Here is an 18017-nt window from a genome sequence, read left to right as displayed (position 1 = left end):
AAAAAATGAGTGATTCAAACTATATTCCTCCACAAGTTTGGCAATGGACTGGAGAAAAAACCGATTTAAACCAGCCTACTTCAGGCGCTCGATACGAACACACACTCCCTGTCGGAAAACACCCGCTCCAACTCTATTCTTTAGCAACACCTAATGGTCAGAAAGTCACTATTTTGCTTGAAGAGCTTTTAGCATTAGGTCATCAAGATGCTGAATATGATGCTTGGCTCATTAAAATTGGTGAAGGCCAGCAATTTGGCAGTGGCTTTGTAGAAGTTAACCCTAACTCTAAAATTCCAGCATTGGTTGACCATAGCCAAAATCCACCATTAAGAGTTTTCGAGTCTGGCTCAATTTTGCTTTATTTAGCTGAAAAGTTTAAAGCTTTCATTCCGACCGATATTGCTGCGCGTACTGAATGTCTCAATTGGTTATTCTGGCAAATGGGCAGCGCGCCATATTTAGGTGGTGGTTTTGGACATTTTTATGCCTATGCGCCCGTTAAAATTGAATATGCGGTTAACCGCTTTGCTATGGAAACAAAACGCTTGCTTGATGTGTTAGATCAGCATTTAGCAAAGCATGAATATTTAGCTGGTTCTGAATATACCATCGCCGACATTGCCGCATTCCCTTGGTATGGTGGACTTGTTAAAAACTGGGTCTATAACGGCGCGGAGTTTTTAAGTGTTGATGAATATAAACACGTAAAACGCTGGGCAGATGCGATTTTGGCACGCCCTGCTGTTCAACGTGGACGGATGGTTAATCGTACTTTTGGTGATTTAGAAACACAGTTACATGAACGTCATGACGCCAGTGATTTCGAGACTAAAACGCAAGATAAACTTTAATCGTTATTTTTACAATAAAACCCACTTTTGCTTAAACAGTGGGTTTTATTAGTCTTCAATATTAAAAATTATTTAATCTATTGATGTAATGAAAGTCCCTTAATTGCCTTATCAACTGCTTTTTTAGGTCCTCTTAACGCTACCCCGACCAAATTTAATTGATTTGCATCGTCGGCCAAAAAAGCCGCTCGATTATCCTCATCATTGCCTGTAGAAAACATGGCATGTACATATGGAATAATCGTTAGATCTTGCTCAATTGCTTTACGATGCGCTTTTTGTAGTCCTGATAAATCACCCTCAAATACCAACATTGGCTGCCCTAGCATGTTGCCATATTCATAACCATTTGCATCGATATAAGGTTTACCCAACATTTCAGGTACAGCCGAGGCAATTCCTGTTGCCAAAAAAGCCACAACATTTAGCCTTTGCCAAGTTGCAAGATCATTACGGACAATCAACGCAATTTTTGTGTCAAACATAAACCTCTATCCTGAATCATTTATCTCAAGTCAGTCATCATGCCTAATCCCGATTTTTCTCGTCTTGTACGTTTGTGCAAGCGCAATCACAAACGTACAAGACCCTAAATTTACGAGTCAGTATGCTGGGTTGTTTTTGATTCAGTAGATGCGTTATGGAAATCTTTCTTTATACCTTAAGTGTGATGTATAGCCCCGGCCCAGTAAATTTCATGGGTTTGAATGCGGGACTTACAGGACAGTTTAAAAAAACGATTTATTTTTTTATGGGTGTCGGCTGTGCGATGCTGATGTTATTCATGATTTTTGGATATGCAGGTGCGGCTATCATTCCACAAAATGCCCTGCACTATATTGCCTTGCTCGGCGCATGTTATACATTTTATCTTGCGTTTCAGATGTTAAAGGCGGATATCGATATTAATGATGAAGCCACTGAAATTCAGACACTTTCTTTCTGGAATGGCTTTTGGATACAAACTTTAAATCCAAAAGGGATTTTGGTTATTTTGCCTGTTACAACGATTATGTACCCAACAGCACACATTACCGGCATTCAAATCTTCTTAGTATCGTTGCTCATTTCGATTGGTGCAGCAGGCGCACCCTGTCTTTATTCGTGGGCTGGCGCAGTGTTAGGCAAAAAAATTAAAAATAAAATTTGGTTTAATCGCTTAAATAAAACCATGGCAATGATGCTAATCATTTCTGGCATATTTATGCTTTACGATTTCTTAAAAGGTATAAATCTAATTTAAGATAAAGTTTATGTCAGTCTAAACAGGCTGACTTTTAAATAACCTGTTTAGGAAGATAACTTGTTGATCATCCGCCATCTGGCTGGAGTCAATCCAAATGCTTTTAGAAAATGACGAGTCATGTGGCTCTGATCAAAAAATCCTGCAATTAAGGAAGCTTGAGTCAATGACTCTCCATACATTAGACAAGACTTCACAACCTCCAACCTACGCATGGTCATATATCGATGTGGACTTGTACCAAATAGCAATCGAAAGTCGCGTGAAAGACTCCAACGGTCACGCCCAATATTTTTTTCAATATCATCTAAAGAAATATTCTCAAATAAAGATGCATGTATAAACTCTCTGGCACGTTCCGCTGCGACATAGTCATAAGAATGAGAAGTTCGCTGTTTTTTATCAGAAATTTCGTAAAGTGTAGTGGCTAAATCATATAAAGCATCTTGCTTTTCTAAAGGGTCGATATGCTGGTCTATCCCTTGTAATAGAACATCTGTTGCCTTAAATAATCGGATATCTTGGCTTAGTCCATTCTCAAAAAATGGTAAAGGCTTACCCTTCATAATTTCCTGTAGGGTTGCAGGTTCTACGTACACCATCCGATATCTAAAACCATCTCGAGTACCTGACTCTCCATCATGTTTTTCATCAGGATGTAACACCATGGTCATTCCTGGCAAGCTATGTTTCATCTCTCCCCGATAATGAAAACTTTGAACACCAGTTAATGTCCGACCAATTGCAAATGTATCATGGCGATGCGACTCATAAGCATGATCATTAAAAAATGCTTCGATTCGTTCCAGACTATTTGGATCAGAATTTCTAACAATCCAATCATTTGCATTGGGCAGTTCAATCACATAGCCACCAAAATCTTATATTTCTAGACAACATTGAGTATACAAGTTATGGCTTAGACGCTAAGCATTTATTTTACGAAGCAACCAGTTATTCGCTTTAGCAGTGAATTCTCTGATTGTTAAATATGAGGTGACATTAAACAACGAGTTTATTTAATTTTTATACTTATCTAATTTTAATAATAGTTAATAAGATTAATTAATAATATTTCTAAAAAATCCCCACATGCTCTATTTATAAAAAAATATATATAAATAGATATTCGTTATTTCTGCTTATATTCAAATCAGCGTAAATTCAACAATAACAATCTAGATAGAAGATAAAGGATATTTTTAATGAATGCCAAATTAAATACAGAAAACCGTTCTGGTTTTATTTCATCGGGTTCAAATACATCCTTGTCAAATGAAGAGATTCTTTCTAAAGCAAAACAATATGCCCAAGACCATGAGCTTAATTTTAGTGGAAGTTTATCACCCACTGATGCATGGCATCTCGTACAACAAGGACAGGCAGTTTTAGTTGATGTACGCACTAACGAAGAGCGCAAATTTGTAGGATATGTTCCTGAAAGTATTCATGTTGCATGGGCAACAGGCACCTCTTTCAATCGTAATCCACGTTTTTTAAAAGAACTCGAAACCAAGACGGGTAAAGATAAAACCATTCTTTTGTTATGTCGTAGCGGAAACCGTTCAGCATTAGCAGCCGAAGCCGCATTTAATGCGGGTTTTGAGCACATTTATAACGTTCTTGAAGGCTTCGAAGGTGACTTAGATGATCAACAGCAGCGTAATCAAAAAAACGGCTGGCGTATTCATCAACTCCCTTGGCAACAAGACTAAAACTTCAACACATTTTCAGTGAATCAAGGAAAGCTTGTGACTCAATGGAACATTAATGCTGTTGTACAGGGTTTACAACAAGCAAGGCATGACTGGCGTCAGCAACAGCACAGAATCAAAGAATTTGGGGGCCGTGAACTTCCATCTAAAGAAGCTTTGAAAGCTATTTTAGATGATCTCTGCGGGATTCTATTTCCAATGCGCTTAGGCCCTGCCGACTTACGTCAGGAAACTGAAGATTCTTATATTGCCTATACTTTAAATCGGGTACTCACAGCCTTACATGCTCAAGTACAACTGGCTTTAAATTATGAGGCAAAGCGTCATTTGGGTCATTCAAGCACAGCCCAACAGCCGCAAGAGCTTGCCCAAAATATTGTTCAGGATTTTGCTAATACCTTGCCTTCTATACGTCGTCTTTTAGATGGCGATGTGCGTGCGGCCTACGAAGGCGATCCGGCGGCACATAGTGTGGATGAGGTACTACTCTGCTATCCGGGCATATTTGCGATTATTTATCACCGAATTGCGCATCAGTTATATGCCCAAGTTCCTCTACTGTCTCGCATTATTTCTGAGTTAGCCCACTCTGCAACGGGAATTGATATTCATCCGGGCGCACAAATCGGTAAAGGATTTTTTATCGATCATGGGACTGGCGTAGTGATTGGTGAAACCAGTGTCATTGGGGAACGTGTCCGTATTTATCAGGCAGTAACGCTTGGAGCAAAACGCTTTGAAACCAATGATGATGGTGCTTTGAAAAAAGATTATACACGCCATCCAATTGTTGAAGATGACGTTGTGATCTATGCAGGTGCCACTATTTTAGGCCGTATTACCATTGGTCGAGGGTCCATTATTGGGGGAAATGTCTGGCTGACACATAGTATTGCCGCAGGTAGCCAGATTTTACAGTCACCAAATGAGTCTTATCAAAAAAATCATATTCCCGGTTAAAAACTATAGATGTGAAATAAATAGATAAGGAGACAAATAAATAGTAAGAGCTAAATTAAATTAATTTAATGCTTATTTCTCATTTAAATATATTTTTATTTTAAAGATAGATTTTTAATTAATAAGCCACCTATTCAAAGTTTATAAAACCTTTTTATTTTTTTAAAACCAGAACTAATTCTAGTTTATAGCAATACTAGAGTTTTTAATTTTTTGATTTTACCAAGCCACTGTAATAAGGAAAAATGATTCATGGCGAAAAATACTGATAAAGCCCAACTTGCGCTTGGGGACCATGCAGCCCGCCAACTGGCCAATGCAACCAAGACAGCTCCTCAACTTTCTACGATTACTCCCCGATGGCTGACTCACTTACTTCAATGGCTTCCTGTTGAAGCAGGTATTTATCGCCTAAACCGTGTAAATAATACCGATGACATTCAGGTGGCTTGCACACAACGTGATGAAGCAACTTTACCTCAAACTTTTGTTGATTATGACCCAGAGCCACGCGAATACTTTTTAAATGGTGTATCTACTGTTCTGGATGTACATACACGTGTTGCTGACCTTTACAGCAGCCCCCACGATCAAATTAAAGAACAGCTTCGTTTAACGATTGAAACCATTAAAGAACGTCAAGAAAGTGAGCTCATCAATAACCCTGAATATGGCTTATTGGCGAGTGTGACAGATGACCAACGTATCTCAACTTTAAATGGCCCACCAACTCCAGATGATCTTGATGATTTGCTACGTAAAGTCTGGAAAGAACCGGGATTTTTCCTAGCGCACCCTGATGCGATTGCAGCATTTGGACGTGAATGTACACGCCGTGGTGTACCACCTCCAACAGTGAGTTTATTCGGTTCGCAATTTATTACATGGCGCGGGATTCCACTCATTCCATCTAATAAAATTCCAGTAGAAGATGGCAAAACTAAAATCTTGCTGCTTCGTGTCGGTGAAAAACGTCAAGGTATTGTCGGCTTATTCCAACCGGGGCTTGCCGGTGAACAGTCACCGGGGCTTTCAGTACGTTTTATGGGAATCAACCGTAACGCGATTGCATCTTACCTAATCTCTTTATATTGCTCGCTTGCAGTATTGACTGATGATGCTTTAGCAGTATTAGATGATGTGGAGGTGGACAAATATCATGACTACCCAGTTAACTACAAGTAATCTGCAAGGTAGTCCAACGGGGCCTGAAGTGACTGGTGTTAACCCACCAGCCAACTTCCCTGATGAGTCCACCATTGCTCGACTTGCTAATGAGTTTTTTTCAGCATTGCCAAGCTCAAGCAGTTCAGCTTCTCCATCAGGCCTTAACTTGGACTTACCTTTCGGAGCGCCACCGCATCCACCGCAACCGGGTGAACCATTTTCTGCACTGAGTGGTCGTGCGCCCAATATCGCCTTTCAGAAAAGTCTCAATCCAGAATATCCTGAGCATATTCCAAATTTGCCAGACTACCCTGAACGTCGAATTGTAGCGTCTGCGCCTGTGGTTGGTGGAGCTAATTTGCCACGCCCACCATTTGAACCACATTTGCCACAAGCTGCTCATAGTGAACCAAACGTGCCACGCATTGAACCAAACTTACCAACGGGTGCTGGTGAATCACCTTATTATTTTTTAAATGATTTTTCTGCTCCAAATGCAGCAGAACCGTCTGTTACTGGTGTTGAAGATAATTATTCGGTTGCGCAGTCTTTTCAGTTACCACATGGCGACCAGCTAAAGTCTTTGCTCGTTGAAGATCGTTTTGCAGCTGATACACCAGCAAAAACCTCACCAAGCTCTGGATTTTATTTCTTAGACTTACCACAAAGCGGGCAAAGTTATAGTCACTATCAACCATCTCAACCTACCTTTGTAGCAAGCAGTGCTCAGCCCTTAGATGTGCATGCCATTCGTCGTGATTTTCCAATTTTGCAGGAACGCGTCAATGGTCGCCCGCTAGTCTGGCTTGACAATGCTGCTACTACGCAAAAACCACAGCGTGTGATTGATCGAATTGCTTATTTTTATCAGCATGAAAACTCGAACATTCACCGTGCTGCACATGAGTTAGCAGCTCGTGCGACCGACGCCTATGAACATGCGCGAAATGTAGTTGCCCGTTTTATCGGTGCACCTTCTTCCAAAGAAATTATTTTTGTTCGAGGAACCACCGAAGGCATTAACCTAATTGCAAAAACGTGGGGCGAACAAAATATTGGTGAAGGTGATGAAATTATTATTTCTCACTTAGAACACCATGCCAATATTGTGCCTTGGTATCAACTCACTAAAAAAACTGGAGCAAAATTACGAGTCATTCCTGTTGATGACACGGGGCAAATTATTTTAGAAGAGTTGCCAAAACTGATTAATGAACGCACTAAACTGCTGTCTATTACTCAAGTGTCTAATGCTTTGGGAACAGTTACCCCTGTTGCTGAAGTGATTAAAATTGCTCATGCCAAAGGTGTACGTGTATTGGTTGACGGCGCTCAATCTGTTTCGCATATACCAACCGATGTTCAAGCCCTCGATGCAGACTTTTTTGTGTTTTCTGGACATAAAGTGTTTGGTCCAACAGGCATTGGTGCAGTCTATGCGAAACCAGAACTGCTAGAAACAATGCCGGTTTGGGAAGGTGGCGGCAACATGATTCAGGACGTCACCTTCGAACAGGTGGTTTACCAACCTGCACCAAACAAGTTTGAAGCTGGAACTGGGAACATTGCCGATGCAGTCGGTTTAGGTGCGGCTCTTGAATATGTCGAAAGTTTAGGTATTCATAACATCGCGCGCTATGAACATGATTTGCTTGAATATGGTCAAAATGCGCTTAGCAGTGTGTCTGGTTTACGTTTGATTGGAACTGCACATCACAAAGCCAGTGTCATGTCATTTACCCTACAAGGTTATTCAACTGAACAGGTAGGTAAGGCTTTAAACCAACATGGTATTGCCGTACGTTCTGGTCACCATTGTGCACAGCCAATTTTACGTCGTTTTGGTGTGGAACAAACCGTGCGTCCGTCTTTGGCTTTTTATAACACAACTGAAGAAATTGATTTATTGGTGTCAGTGTTACATCAACTTACGCGTAATAAGCGTACTGTTTAAATCTATTTTTTGAGAAAAGACTGCTTACGGGCGGTCTTTTTTATGGATTATTTCTTAAAACTACTTTAGCTCAACTTCATATATACGAACAAGTCAAAGTAGCTATCACAGAGGAGTCTTATTATTTTAAATTCAATTTCTGAATTAGCCTTCGGCTAGACTTACTTTGGTTTCGCCCAAAGTAAGCAAAAGCATTTTCATCTGCAAAACCTGTCCTCTTCTTATATCTAATCGATATATCGCAGAAACATAAACTGTTTAATACCACGCAGGTTGCAGATGATTTTAGCTCGAATTAAGAGTCATCAATAGTTCGGACAACGCAAAGCGGTTATCACGGCGGAGTCTTGTTATTTTAATTTTGATTCCTAGATTAACCTTCGGCTCGTGCTAAGAGTCATCTACAGCCTGCCCATAATTTATAAAAATAATGTTTTCGCAACATTTCCTGATAGATGAAAACAGTTAACAGGTTCTGTAGATGACAAAGTTTTTTGGTTAATTTTTCCAAAAAAAGTAACAGAATTAGCTACTTTCTATTGGTGTATAAACGATAAGACTCCGCCTTGAACACTATAAGCAATCTAAAATCGTACTTCTGCAACCCCACTAAATACTCTCGGCAATTAAACAAACAATCCCCAAATCAATCTCAATGCAATTCCAATTAACAACAACCCCATCACCCTCTCAAAATAAACCCCAAACTCCAAAAACCGTTTACGTACTATTGGATGAGCAAACATTACACTCACGACCATAAACCAGATCGCATTAACCATACACATCCATACTCCATAAAAGATCTGAACTTTCATGGGGGTTGTTACACTCACAATCGTAGTGAAAATTGCCAGAAAAAAGATGGTAGCTTTTGGATTCAATGCATTGGTGAGAAAACCCATCGTAAAGGCTTTAAATAAACTCGGAGTATCTGTATCTGCTTGGTCATTAATCTCAATATTAGTATTCGGCTGACTACGCAAACATTGCCATCCTAAATAAAGCAAATAAGCTGCTCCCGCTGTTCTGATGAGTGACATGAGCCATTCGCTTTGTTGAATCAAAAAGCCAATGCCAACAAGCGTATAAAACACATGGACCGAAATGCCAACACCAATACCAATCGCAGTCAGACATCCAATTAAGTAGCCATAACGTACACTTTGTCTTACCGTAACCACAAAATCTGGTCCCGGTAAAATGACTGCCAAAAAGTGAATGAGTGCCAGTGTTAAAAACTCATGCCCATACAACTGCCACATTTATTCAGCCTCCTTGGCAACGCTATAGCTGACACTGAGCTTTCCTTTCTTAATCTGATAGGACTGAATTTCTATAAAACCAATATCCCCTAATGCTGCAACATGAGTCCCGCCACAGGGAAATGCAGAAAACTCACCAAAACCGATTTCACGAAAACCATCTGCATGTTGCTGAAGATTAGCTGGTAAATTAGCCTGAATATATTGTAAACAATGCTGTTCAAGCATTTGAGCATCTAACTGCTGAGCTGTATCCAAAGCAATGAACTGAACTCGTGCATCATGTGGCCAGTGTTGTGCTTTTACAGCTTGCCAGCCAAATAGATGCATTACATGTCCAAGCAAATGCCCTGCTGAATGTAAGCGGCTATGATAATGACGTACTGCTTCATCCACTTGTGCAAAAGCCACTCCCAACTCAACAGGTTGTGTGCAGTAATGAATAATTTCCCCTTGTTCAATCGCTACATGCACTACATCAACTTCTGCGATTTTGCCCGTATCACTCGGTTGACCGCCACCTTGAGGATGAAATGGGGTTGCCGATAAATGCACGGCAAAACGCCCATCTTCACAAGAATTACACGCTAGAACTTCAACCTCAGCGGCAAGAGCACCTGTTAAATACAATGCTTGCGTCATACTTTTCTACATACACGTTAAGATGAAAAAGATTGTATTGCGATTTCTTAAACGCGATAATCCACTCTAAATCCAAATAACTTTTGCCTCATGAGCACAAATCAAAGTTTAGTTCTTTTAAATGAAATGGCGACTTTCGTTAAAGTGGTCGAGTCAGGGAGTTTTTCTGAAACGGCTCGACAACTCGGTACTACACCATCTGCGATAAGCCGTGCGATTGCTCGCTTAGAACGTGCTTTAGGAACCCGCTTACTTTATCGAACCACACGAAAGCTTCGTTTGAGTGAAAGTGGTCAACAGGTCTATCAACGTTGTTTAGATATGGTCAATGCGGCACAGGCAGTGATGGAAAGTTCGGGCCAATTTCATGTTGAACCGCAAGGAATCATTCGTCTTAGTGTTCCAAAAGCCGTTGGACATTTTATGATTCATCCACATTTACCAGAGTTTTTAGAACGTTATCCAAAAATTGATATTCAAATGCTTTTAGAAGACCGTTACGTTGACTTAATTGATGATGAAGTCGATTTAGCGCTTCGAATTACAGAGCAACCTTCTGGCGGCCTGATGGGACGAAAACTCATTGATATCGATCACTTGATTTGTGCTACTCCTGAATATTTAGAAAAACATGGCATACCAACCCATCCTCATGACTTAAAGCAGCATGACTGTATTTATTTGGGTGAACAAATCAGTGATTCAAAATGGAAATTTCAACAAGGGAATAAGTCGATTAGTGTTACTGTGCGGGGGCGTTATGCTGCAAATCATACAGGTGTTCGTTTAAGTGCAGCCCTACAGCATTTAGGAGTAGCCAGCTTACCCTACTTTGTTGCGCGCCATGCTTTACAACAACAGACTTTGGTTCAAGTTTTACCCGACTGGGATTTTAAGACCTATTACAGTGGTGGGCTGTGGCTACTCTATCCGCCAACACGCCATGTACCACCGAAATTAAGTGTGTTTATTCAATATTTGGCAGATAAATTGGCAGCCGAGCCGACTTTATTTAAGTTCAAATAATATAGAATCGAGGAATTAACACGATAGAATCCTACCTTTCTATCTCTAAAGCAATCAGCTAATTCTGTTACTTTTTTTGGAAAAAGTAACCAAAAAACTTCTTTATCTACAGAACCTGACCACTGTTTCCATCTATAAAAAATATTGCAAAACCATTATCTTTATAAATTATGGGCAGGCTGTAGATGAATACTAGCTCAAGCAAATACTATCTAGAGTCCTCTTTATTAGAATTATTCAACCAATAAATCTTTTGGATTAATCGTATCGCCATAGACTGGTTTTAAAGTTTTTTCATAAGCTTGATGAATTACACCTTCTTTTGCCAATTTTTCTAAATCTTGGTTCAACCAGTCCAATAGCTCTTTATCACCCTTTTTCACTGCTGGCGCAATTAAGTCCTGCTCACCTAAATTGGTAATACCGACGGTGTAATTTGGATTTTCTTTAGCCCAAGCTAAAACCAGCAAGTTGTCATGTGCTAAAGCAGCACCACGGCCATCTTTTAAAGCATCAAAGGTTTCTGTGTTTTGCTCATACTTTTGCAGTTTAATTTCAGGATGAGTCTTGGTGAAGAATGAATCAGCCGTAGTACCTTTATTCACCAACAAAGTTTTATCTTTGAGTTGAGCAATATCTGTAATTGGATGAGTTTTAGGAGACACAACACCCAAAGCAACTTTTAAATAAGGTTTAGCAAAATCGACTACTTCTTTACGTTCTGGTGTAACCGTAAAGTTGGCAAAAATAATATCCACTTTATTGGCTTTTAAATATTCGACACGATTTGCAGCTTCAGTTAAAACAAACTCTACCTTGTTTTCATCACCCAATAAGTCTTTAGCAACATGTTTGGCAATCTCTACATCGAAGCCCTGATTTTTACCTTGAGCATCTAAATATCCAAACGGCGGTTTATCGCTAAATACACCAATACGCACGACTCCATTCTTTTTAATCTGCTCAATACTCGACACAGTTTGAGTGCTGTCAGCTGTTTTTTCATTAGATTGCGTGCCTTTATCACATGCAACCAAACCTAAACTCAGCAAAGATGCAGCGAGGACATGCTTTATATTTTGTAAAGTTAGTGTTGTCATTATTTCACCCTATCGTTCTTGTAAAAGTCTTATTTAAAATCACAGTGCCTACTTTTAGACACTGCTCCAGCGATATCGAAAATTATTGGTCTACATCTAAAAACACATTAGGATTAACCGATTCACCATAAATTGGTTTTAAGGTTTCATCATAAATTTTCTTAATTTCACCGCTTGTTCTTAGCTGCTTAATTTCAGTATTGAGCCAATTCAATAATTGGGTATTGCCCTTTTTAACTGCTGGTGCAATAAACTCTTGATCACCAATAGACTGGATACCCGCCACATAACTTGGGTTCTTCGCGGCCCATGCCAAAGCATAAGTACTATCTTGTGAAATTGCGTCGCCACGACCGTCGGTTAAGGCTTTGAAGGCATCCGAGTTTCTTTCAAACTTCAGTAAATTCACTTTCGGATAGTGCTTAGTAAAATAGGTATCCGAACTGGTGCCTTTATTTACAATTAACGTTTTACCTTCCAATTGAGCAATATCAGTAATCGGCTTGGCTTTAGGAGAGACGATCCCGAAAGCACCTTTTAAATAAGGCTCGGCAAAATCTACAACTTCTTTACGTTCAGGCGTTACTGTAAATGTCGCAAATACAACATCAGCACGGTTTGATTTTAAAAACTCCACCCGATTTGAAGCCTCAGTCACAATAAATTCAACTTTCTTTTCATCGCCGAGCAGATCTTTAGTGACTCGTTTTGCTAAGGCCACATCAAAGCCCTGATTATTGCCAGCACTGTCTACATAACCAAAAGGCGGATCGTCAGCAAAAACGGCAACTCGCAACACCCCATTCTTTTTGACTTGCTCTAAAGACTGGTCTTCTTGAGTATTACTTGCTTGCTCAGTTGATGGCGTTTTACTACATGCCGTTAATAACACCCCAGCAACAGCAATACTGCTTAATATTTTTATTGAATTACGTTTAAACATTCACTTCCTCATGATTCAAATAATAAAAAACTTAATACGACAAGATATTTAAAAAGGTTTTAGCCCGCTCTGTTTTCGGCTGTTCAAAAAACTCTTCAGGTGGCGCCTGTTCAATAATTTTGCCTTTATCCATAAAAATAATGCGGTCGGCAACCTTACGGGCAAAGGACATTTCATGAGTCACAATCAACATGGTCATTCCCTCATTGGCTAGTTTCAAAACTACATCAAGCACTTCCCTGACCATTTCTGGGTCAAGCGCAGCTGTAATTTCATCGAGCAAAATGACTTTAGGTTGCATGACCAGTGATCTAACAATGGCGATACGCTGTTTTTGTCCACCGGAAAGTTGTCGCGGATAATCGAGTTTTCGTTCAAAGAGTCCTACTCGCTTTAACAACTCATCTGCAACTTGTTCAGCTTCATCACGTCGGCGTTTTTGCACTTTGAGTGGTCCAAGCAAAATATTGTCAATGACATTCATATGCCCAAATAGCTCATAGTTTTGAAAAACCATGCCAATTTTTTGACGAGCATTAGTCCAGTCAACATCTTTACCCAACACACCCGAACCTATTAATCGAATCTCACCACCTTGAATTGGTTCTAATCCATTAATACAGCGCAGTAAGGTACTTTTACCGCAGCCCGATGGGCCTAAAATAACAACCACCTCTCCTTGTTCTACATCTAGATCAATGCCCTGTAAAATATGACTTTGTGCAAATGATTTCTGTAATTGTTGTATCGATAACAAAGGCATAATTACTCCCAGACCTTTTCTAGATGTGCCGCCAAACGAGATAAGGGATAGCAAATCAGAAAATACAAAATAAAAATAAAGCCATAAATCCAAAGCGAGGCGCTCGGCACAGTCAGCAGCGAATTTTCAATAATTTGCTGGCCCACTTTAATGACCTCAACCACCCCAATCAGAACTGCCAAAGAGCTTGTTTTCACCATTCGGGTAAATAAATTAATCGCGCCTGGTGTTACTCGTTTTAGACTTTGCGGAAAAATAACGTAGACCAATGCTTGAACATGAGTCAGTCCAAGCGCATAGGCCGAATCTCGTTGATGCTGATCGATCGAGGTAATTGCCGCGCGAACCAAATCGCCCATTTCAGCCGTACCCCATAAAACAAACACCACAACACACACCCACATCGCAGAAAACTGCCAGTTAAACCATGTCGCAAAGCCGAAATAAAAAACAAAAAGCAAAACTAAAATTGGAATGATTCGAATCGCTTCTAAATACAAGCGGCACAACGCTTTAACCGCTATGTTTTTAGAAGTCATAATGACACCTAAAACCGTGCCTAAAATTGCAGAAAAAAATACCGAAATAAACGCAATTTTTGTGGTTGCCCAGAGTCCCCACATTAAACGTTCGAGATGACTCGCCTGAAATAAATAATCAAGTTCCATGGCTCACCTTCCGGCTTCTGTGTTCCAAATAACTGGTTAAAATAGACACGGGCAATAAAATAATCAGATAAGCCATGATTAATAAGAACAGAGCTTCTGTTGTTTTATAATCCATGCCAATTAAGTCTTTGGTGACAAAAAGCAGCTCAACGACAGCAATCGCACTCACCACAGAACTTTCTTTAATGAGAAATAGACAATTTGCTCCAATTGCTGGAATCGAAATAGCAAGCGCTTGAGGAAAAATGACATATCTAAAAATTTGAATCGGTTGCAGACCAATACTTTTTGCAGAATCAATCTGGCCTTTTGCAACAGATTGCAAACCTGCTCGAAAAGCTTCTGCCATATAGCTTCCGCCTAAAAATGTCAGTCCAATCACACCACAAGCAAAACCATCGATTTTGATACCAAGTTTTGGCAAACCGTAATACAGAAAGAATAGTTGAATTAATAAAGGGGTATTTCGAGATAACTCAATATAGAACTGGGCAATTCTATTTAGTACCCGCACGCGATATGTGATTAAAATGCTGCAAATCAGCCCTACAATAATGGCCAGAATAATGCTGATAATTGAAATTTTCAGCGTGGTCAAAGTTGCAGAGAAAAATTGCGGCAACACACTATGGATATACTGCCAGTTCAAGGAAAATTCCAAAAATAATATTAAAACGTTATAAATATTTAGCTTTAATCAGCGATCAAATATTTGTGTACCGAGTTTATTTTTTTCCTAATTGGTCTAAAACCATTTTTATTAGATAAGCTTTTCTATAAGTTTGATAAATTCGATTTGGCAATCGAAAGCATTCAAATCAGTTAAATACAACCGCTTAAAACATGTTCATTACAGTCCATATATAATAAAAACCAATAAAAAAATCGGACACCAACGCCCGATTTTCATGAAAAAAAATTCAGTGTATTGCTTATTTTCTGAGGACATCACCAATGCTTGGATCTTTATCAAATACCGATTTTGCATATGGACAAAGCGGAATCACTTTCACTTCTTTTTCGCGAACAAAAGCAACTAAAGCATCCAGTAATTGGCGACCTACGCCCTGTCCCCGATAATTTTCATTCACATCTGTGGCATCAATAATCAGCATGCCTTCGCCTGCCCATGTATAAGTCATTTCACCGGCAACGGTTTCACCATCAAGTAAACTAAAACTACCGTGTTTTGTATCATCTTTTTGTTGAATATTCACAATAAATTCCTCTTCTTACGACTCATATTTATTTAAAAATGACTTTGTATATCTTGAACTATAAGAACAAATCTAAGTGTAAAAAAATAGCCTGTTTTTAGCAGCGAGTCTGTATGCTTTTTAAAGACAATTCATGCATAAAACTCATAATTCTATTCGTAATTCTAGGCCTAATCCTTTCAAACCCTTGCTGATAAGCTCTGCAACCAGATTTGTTCGTTTCTTTTATGAACATTTAACGGTTTTAAAGTCGGAACTTTTATGTCTTCTTTTCATCAAATTGAGCAAGATACACATGAGAATAGCACACCAGCATGGGGTGCTGTATTTGTAATGTCACTATGCTGTGCAGTATTAATTGCCTCAGAATTCATGCCCGTAAGTTTACTCACACCAATCTCTTCAGATTTAAATATGAGTGAAGGCCAAGTCGGCCAAGCGATCGCAATTTCAGGCATTTTTGCTGTGGTAACCAGCTTAACTATTAGCCGTGTATTTAAGACATGGGATCGCCGTCATATCATGCTGTTACTTACCCTACTCATGATCGTTTCTGGCATGCTGATTACATTTGCTCACTCTGCTGCTTTATTCATGGTGGGCCGTGCAATTTTAGGTGTAGTGATTGGTGGTTTTTGGGCCATGTCGACTTCGATTGTGATGAGACTTGTTCCACCTCTGTCAATACCTAAAGCACTCGGTCTGTTAAATGGTGGCAATGCTCTAGCAACCACAATTGCAGCACCTTTAGGAAGTTTTCTAGGTTCAATCATTGGCTGGCGTGGCGCTTTTTTCTGTATCGTTCCTATCGCGATTATTGCGCTTGTATGGCAATTTAAAAGTATGCCCGCTCTTCCAGCAGTTATGTCTGCTGAAAAGTCAAAAAATCCCTTTGGACTACTGAAACGTCCGATTGTGTTTTATGGCATGACAGGGATTTTATTGTTATTTATGGGACAATTTGCGCTATTTACCTACTTACGCCCATTTCTAGAAACCGTCAGTCATGTCGATGCGGCCATGTTATCCATTTTATTACTCATATTAGGTATCGCGGGTTTAGCTGGCACATTCGTGATTAGTTTTATTCTTCATCAACATGTCTATCGCTACCTCATCCTTATTCCTTTAATAATGGCAAGCATTGCTTATGCCTTCGTGCTTGGTGGTCATCATTTGTGGTTGGTCGCAATATTGATGGGTTTATGGGGCTTTATTGGAACTTCGGCACCTGTCGCATGGAACACATGGCTTGCACAGACGTTGCATCAAGATACTGAGGTTGGTGGCGGTTTGATGGTTGCGATTATCCAATTTGCAATTACTTTAGGTGCAACTTTAGGCGGCTTGCTATATGACTCACAAGGCTATAGTGCTACGTTTTATATGAGCGCTATAGTGTTGTTATTCGGTGCTATTACTGCTTTTATTACTTGGCGAAGTGCTACTCGCGCAACACATCAATAACTAACCTTAATGCAGGCGAAAGTTGTCTACGATGTGGATAGTACAGGTGGTATCCGGGAAACTGAATACTGTAATCTTCCAATACTTGCACAAGTTTGCCTTGATTGAGATCTTGTTGGATCAGCTCTTGCGGAATGTAAGCCAATCCAAATCCAGCTCTAACCGCCTCGACAATATCGTAGCTTTCATTAAATATCCATTGTCCTTGAATTTTGATTTTTGTTTCTTGCCCATCCTTCAAAAACTCCCATGCATACACACTGCCTTGGGTTGTTAAACGAAAGCCAATACATTGATGATTGATTAAATCTTTGGGGGTTGCAGGAATTCCATATTTCTCAAAATATTGTGGCGTTGCAATCACCGCCATTTTGACATCTTCGCTAATACGTACCGCAATCATGCCATCTGCTACACGACTTCCAAAGCGAACTCCTGCATCAAATCGCTCTGCAACAATATCCACCATGCCGCTATTCGCCGCTAGCTCAACTTGCACATCAGGATAATCACCAGCAATCTTTTCAAGTTTTGGAATAAGCACTTCCCGTATCGCATGACTACTGGCATTAATACGAACCGTACCAGCGGGTTGATCCCGAAATGATGTTAAAAGCGATAATTCATTATCAATCTGGTCAAAGCTGGCGCTAATGGTTTGCTTTAATCTTTCACCCGCAGCTGTCGGTGAAACGCTTCGTGTGGTTCGGGTCAGTAGCAACATGCCTAAGCGCTCTTCTAAACCGCGAATGGTATGGCTTAGCGCAGACTGCGAAATTCCCATTTTTCCTGCGGCCTTCGTAAAACTCCCTTCTCGAGCCACCATTAAAAAAGCATAAAGATCATTATAGTTTTCTTTGTTTATCATCTGCTTTTGTCTCTTTTCACGGTTTAATTTAATTATAAATGATAAAACTATTTATGAATATTGCTCATAAGTCCATGTTTGTTTTTTAGGCTAATTATTATAAAGAAGATTCATTAAACTCTATATCAAGCAGTGAGTATCAAGATTTAGATGAGCTCAAGCATA

Annotated in this window: 21 protein-coding genes and 1 pseudogene; 10 read left to right on the top strand and 12 right to left on the bottom strand. The window is 39.7% G+C overall.

Going from position 1 to position 18017, the window contains the following annotated elements; translation table 11 throughout:
* Positions 1–5 precede the first annotated feature (5 nt).
* Positions 6–854, top strand: a complete 849-nt coding sequence (gene yghU, locus ACPF64_RS11620) for a glutathione-dependent disulfide-bond oxidoreductase (RefSeq protein WP_426453387.1) — start codon at positions 6–8, stop codon at positions 852–854.
* A gap of 77 nt (positions 855–931) precedes the next feature.
* On the opposite strand, the gene ACPF64_RS11615 is transcribed toward yghU, so the two are convergent.
* Positions 932–1339, bottom strand: coding sequence for a DUF2000 domain-containing protein (locus tag ACPF64_RS11615; protein ID WP_005047604.1), 408 nt, complete (start codon positions 1337–1339; stop codon positions 932–934).
* A 155-nt stretch (positions 1340–1494) separates the two neighbouring features.
* Here ACPF64_RS11615 and ACPF64_RS11610 point away from each other — a divergent pair, with 155 nt between their 5' ends.
* On the top strand, positions 1495–2097 hold the full coding sequence (locus ACPF64_RS11610) for a LysE family translocator (RefSeq protein ID WP_426453385.1): 603 nt from the start codon (positions 1495–1497) through the stop codon (positions 2095–2097).
* A gap of 47 nt (positions 2098–2144) precedes the next feature.
* Here ACPF64_RS11610 and ACPF64_RS11605 read toward each other — a convergent pair whose 3' ends face one another.
* Positions 2145–2963 carry an AraC family transcriptional regulator gene (locus ACPF64_RS11605; protein WP_182917359.1) on the bottom strand — a complete coding sequence of 273 codons (819 nt, stop codon included), beginning with the start codon at positions 2961–2963 and terminating at the stop codon, positions 2145–2147.
* A 339-nt stretch (positions 2964–3302) separates the two neighbouring features.
* Between ACPF64_RS11605 and ACPF64_RS11600 the strand changes: the two genes are divergently transcribed.
* The 4 genes from ACPF64_RS11600 to ACPF64_RS11585 all read left to right on the top strand — a co-directional run bounded on the left by ACPF64_RS11600 (position 3303) and on the right by ACPF64_RS11585 (position 7893).
* Entirely contained in the window at positions 3303–3812 is a 510-nt protein-coding gene (locus ACPF64_RS11600; RefSeq protein ID WP_005041394.1) for a rhodanese-like domain-containing protein, read from the top strand.
* Between the two features lie 18 nt (positions 3813–3830).
* Positions 3831–4772 carry a serine O-acetyltransferase EpsC gene (gene epsC, locus ACPF64_RS11595; protein WP_127491438.1) on the top strand — a complete coding sequence of 314 codons (942 nt, stop codon included), beginning with the start codon at positions 3831–3833 and terminating at the stop codon, positions 4770–4772.
* Positions 4773–5024: 252 nt separating this feature from the next.
* The gene (locus ACPF64_RS11590; RefSeq protein WP_001107602.1) at positions 5025–5957 is read left to right on the top strand and encodes a family 2A encapsulin nanocompartment shell protein; all 933 of its coding nucleotides are present in this window, start codon (positions 5025–5027) and stop codon (positions 5955–5957) included.
* The gene (locus ACPF64_RS11585) at positions 5932–7893 is read left to right on the top strand and encodes a family 2A encapsulin nanocompartment cargo protein cysteine desulfurase (RefSeq protein WP_426453380.1); all 1962 of its coding nucleotides are present in this window, start codon (positions 5932–5934) and stop codon (positions 7891–7893) included. Before ACPF64_RS11590 ends, ACPF64_RS11585 begins: the two co-directional genes overlap by 26 nt.
* Before the next feature lie 390 nt (positions 7894–8283).
* On the opposite strand, the pseudogene ACPF64_RS11580 reads toward ACPF64_RS11585, so the two are convergent.
* The 3 genes and pseudogenes from ACPF64_RS11580 to ACPF64_RS11570 form a co-directional block, all read right to left on the bottom strand.
* Positions 8284–8404 (bottom strand): annotated as a pseudogene (locus ACPF64_RS11580) (hypothetical protein).
* 115 nt (positions 8405–8519) lie between these two features.
* On the bottom strand, positions 8520–9158 hold the full coding sequence (locus tag ACPF64_RS11575; protein WP_199999683.1) for a LysE family translocator: 639 nt from the start codon (positions 9156–9158) through the stop codon (positions 8520–8522).
* On the bottom strand, positions 9159–9800 hold the full coding sequence (locus ACPF64_RS11570) for an alanyl-tRNA editing protein (RefSeq protein WP_426453378.1): 642 nt from the start codon (positions 9798–9800) through the stop codon (positions 9159–9161).
* A 90-nt stretch (positions 9801–9890) separates the two neighbouring features.
* On the opposite strand from ACPF64_RS11570, the gene ACPF64_RS11565 reads away from it, so the two are divergent.
* Together ACPF64_RS11565 and ACPF64_RS11560 are read left to right on the top strand one after the other, a co-directional pair.
* The gene (locus ACPF64_RS11565) at positions 9891–10826 is read left to right on the top strand and encodes a LysR substrate-binding domain-containing protein (protein WP_209830568.1); all 936 of its coding nucleotides are present in this window, start codon (positions 9891–9893) and stop codon (positions 10824–10826) included.
* Positions 10827–10902: 76 nt separating this feature from the next.
* Entirely contained in the window at positions 10903–11022 is a 120-nt protein-coding gene (locus ACPF64_RS11560; protein ID WP_426453375.1) for a hypothetical protein, read from the top strand.
* 37 nt (positions 11023–11059) lie between these two features.
* On the opposite strand, the gene ACPF64_RS11555 is transcribed toward ACPF64_RS11560, so the two are convergent.
* The 5 genes from ACPF64_RS11555 to ACPF64_RS11535 form a co-directional block, all read right to left on the bottom strand.
* Positions 11060–11926 carry a cysteine ABC transporter substrate-binding protein gene (locus ACPF64_RS11555; protein ID WP_080026787.1) on the bottom strand — a complete coding sequence of 289 codons (867 nt, stop codon included), beginning with the start codon at positions 11924–11926 and terminating at the stop codon, positions 11060–11062.
* Positions 11927–12008: 82 nt separating this feature from the next.
* Positions 12009–12869, bottom strand: a complete 861-nt coding sequence (locus tag ACPF64_RS11550) for a transporter substrate-binding domain-containing protein (protein WP_133746269.1) — start codon at positions 12867–12869, stop codon at positions 12009–12011.
* Positions 12870–12900: 31 nt separating this feature from the next.
* A complete protein-coding gene (locus tag ACPF64_RS11545) occupies positions 12901–13632 on the bottom strand; it encodes an amino acid ABC transporter ATP-binding protein (protein WP_045436291.1) in 732 nt (243 codons plus the stop codon).
* A gap of 2 nt (positions 13633–13634) precedes the next feature.
* Complete coding sequence (locus tag ACPF64_RS11540) at positions 13635–14300, bottom strand: amino acid ABC transporter permease (RefSeq protein WP_426453372.1); 666 nt, start codon at positions 14298–14300, stop codon at positions 13635–13637.
* Entirely contained in the window at positions 14290–14949 is a 660-nt protein-coding gene (locus tag ACPF64_RS11535; RefSeq protein WP_002114214.1) for an amino acid ABC transporter permease, read from the bottom strand. The genes ACPF64_RS11540 and ACPF64_RS11535 overlap by 11 nt, the downstream gene beginning before the upstream one ends.
* 63 nt (positions 14950–15012) lie before the next feature.
* On the opposite strand from ACPF64_RS11535, the gene ACPF64_RS11530 reads away from it, so the two are divergent.
* Positions 15013–15126: a hypothetical protein gene (locus ACPF64_RS11530; protein ID WP_426453370.1), complete on the top strand. Its 114-nt coding sequence runs from the start codon at positions 15013–15015 to the stop codon at positions 15124–15126.
* A gap of 106 nt (positions 15127–15232) precedes the next feature.
* Here the strand turns inward: ACPF64_RS11530 and ACPF64_RS11525 are convergent, their stop codons facing one another.
* Positions 15233–15517, bottom strand: a complete 285-nt coding sequence (locus ACPF64_RS11525; RefSeq protein WP_017390443.1) for a GNAT family N-acetyltransferase — start codon at positions 15515–15517, stop codon at positions 15233–15235.
* A 261-nt stretch (positions 15518–15778) separates the two neighbouring features.
* Here ACPF64_RS11525 and ACPF64_RS11520 point away from each other — a divergent pair, with 261 nt between their 5' ends.
* Positions 15779–16984, top strand: coding sequence for an MFS transporter (locus ACPF64_RS11520; protein ID WP_426453367.1), 1206 nt, complete (start codon positions 15779–15781; stop codon positions 16982–16984).
* On the opposite strand, the gene ACPF64_RS11515 is transcribed toward ACPF64_RS11520, so the two are convergent.
* The gene (locus ACPF64_RS11515; protein WP_426453365.1) at positions 16962–17852 is read right to left on the bottom strand and encodes a LysR family transcriptional regulator; all 891 of its coding nucleotides are present in this window, start codon (positions 17850–17852) and stop codon (positions 16962–16964) included. The genes ACPF64_RS11520 and ACPF64_RS11515 overlap by 23 nt on opposite strands.
* Between the last annotated feature and the right edge of the window lie 165 nt (positions 17853–18017).

The organism is Acinetobacter sp. KB005, assembly GCF_049949095.1.
Taxonomy (GTDB): Bacteria; Pseudomonadota; Gammaproteobacteria; order Pseudomonadales; family Moraxellaceae; genus Acinetobacter; species Acinetobacter calcoaceticus.
The sequence above is the reverse complement of the archived record's forward strand: the minus strand, read 5'-3'. Positions and strand labels throughout refer to the sequence as shown.

What these genes read in the sequence shown, in the direction of transcription:
- yghU (WP_426453387.1), top strand. Translation starts at nt 6, where the DNA reads ATGAGTGATTCAAACTATATTCCTCCACAAGTTTGGCAATGGACTGGA.
- ACPF64_RS11575 (WP_199999683.1), bottom strand. Translation starts at nt 9,158, where the DNA reads ATGTGGCAGTTGTATGGGCATGAGTTTTTAACACTGGCACTCATTCAC.
- ACPF64_RS11615 (WP_005047604.1), bottom strand. Translation starts at nt 1,339, where the DNA reads ATGTTTGACACAAAAATTGCGTTGATTGTCCGTAATGATCTTGCAACT.
- ACPF64_RS11550 (WP_133746269.1), bottom strand. Translation starts at nt 12,869, where the DNA reads ATGTTTAAACGTAATTCAATAAAAATATTAAGCAGTATTGCTGTTGCT.
- ACPF64_RS11540 (WP_426453372.1), bottom strand. Translation starts at nt 14,300, where the DNA reads ATGGAACTTGATTATTTATTTCAGGCGAGTCATCTCGAACGTTTAATG.
- ACPF64_RS11520 (WP_426453367.1), top strand. Translation starts at nt 15,779, where the DNA reads ATGTCTTCTTTTCATCAAATTGAGCAAGATACACATGAGAATAGCACA.
- ACPF64_RS11600 (WP_005041394.1), top strand. Translation starts at nt 3,303, where the DNA reads ATGAATGCCAAATTAAATACAGAAAACCGTTCTGGTTTTATTTCATCG.
- ACPF64_RS11610 (WP_426453385.1), top strand. Translation starts at nt 1,495, where the DNA reads ATGGAAATCTTTCTTTATACCTTAAGTGTGATGTATAGCCCCGGCCCA.
- ACPF64_RS11590 (WP_001107602.1), top strand. Translation starts at nt 5,025, where the DNA reads ATGGCGAAAAATACTGATAAAGCCCAACTTGCGCTTGGGGACCATGCA.
- ACPF64_RS11555 (WP_080026787.1), bottom strand. Translation starts at nt 11,926, where the DNA reads ATGACAACACTAACTTTACAAAATATAAAGCATGTCCTCGCTGCATCT.
- ACPF64_RS11565 (WP_209830568.1), top strand. Translation starts at nt 9,891, where the DNA reads ATGAGCACAAATCAAAGTTTAGTTCTTTTAAATGAAATGGCGACTTTC.
- ACPF64_RS11570 (WP_426453378.1), bottom strand. Translation starts at nt 9,800, where the DNA reads ATGACGCAAGCATTGTATTTAACAGGTGCTCTTGCCGCTGAGGTTGAA.
- ACPF64_RS11585 (WP_426453380.1), top strand. Translation starts at nt 5,932, where the DNA reads ATGACTACCCAGTTAACTACAAGTAATCTGCAAGGTAGTCCAACGGGG.
- ACPF64_RS11515 (WP_426453365.1), bottom strand. Translation starts at nt 17,852, where the DNA reads ATGATAAACAAAGAAAACTATAATGATCTTTATGCTTTTTTAATGGTG.
- ACPF64_RS11545 (WP_045436291.1), bottom strand. Translation starts at nt 13,632, where the DNA reads ATGCCTTTGTTATCGATACAACAATTACAGAAATCATTTGCACAAAGT.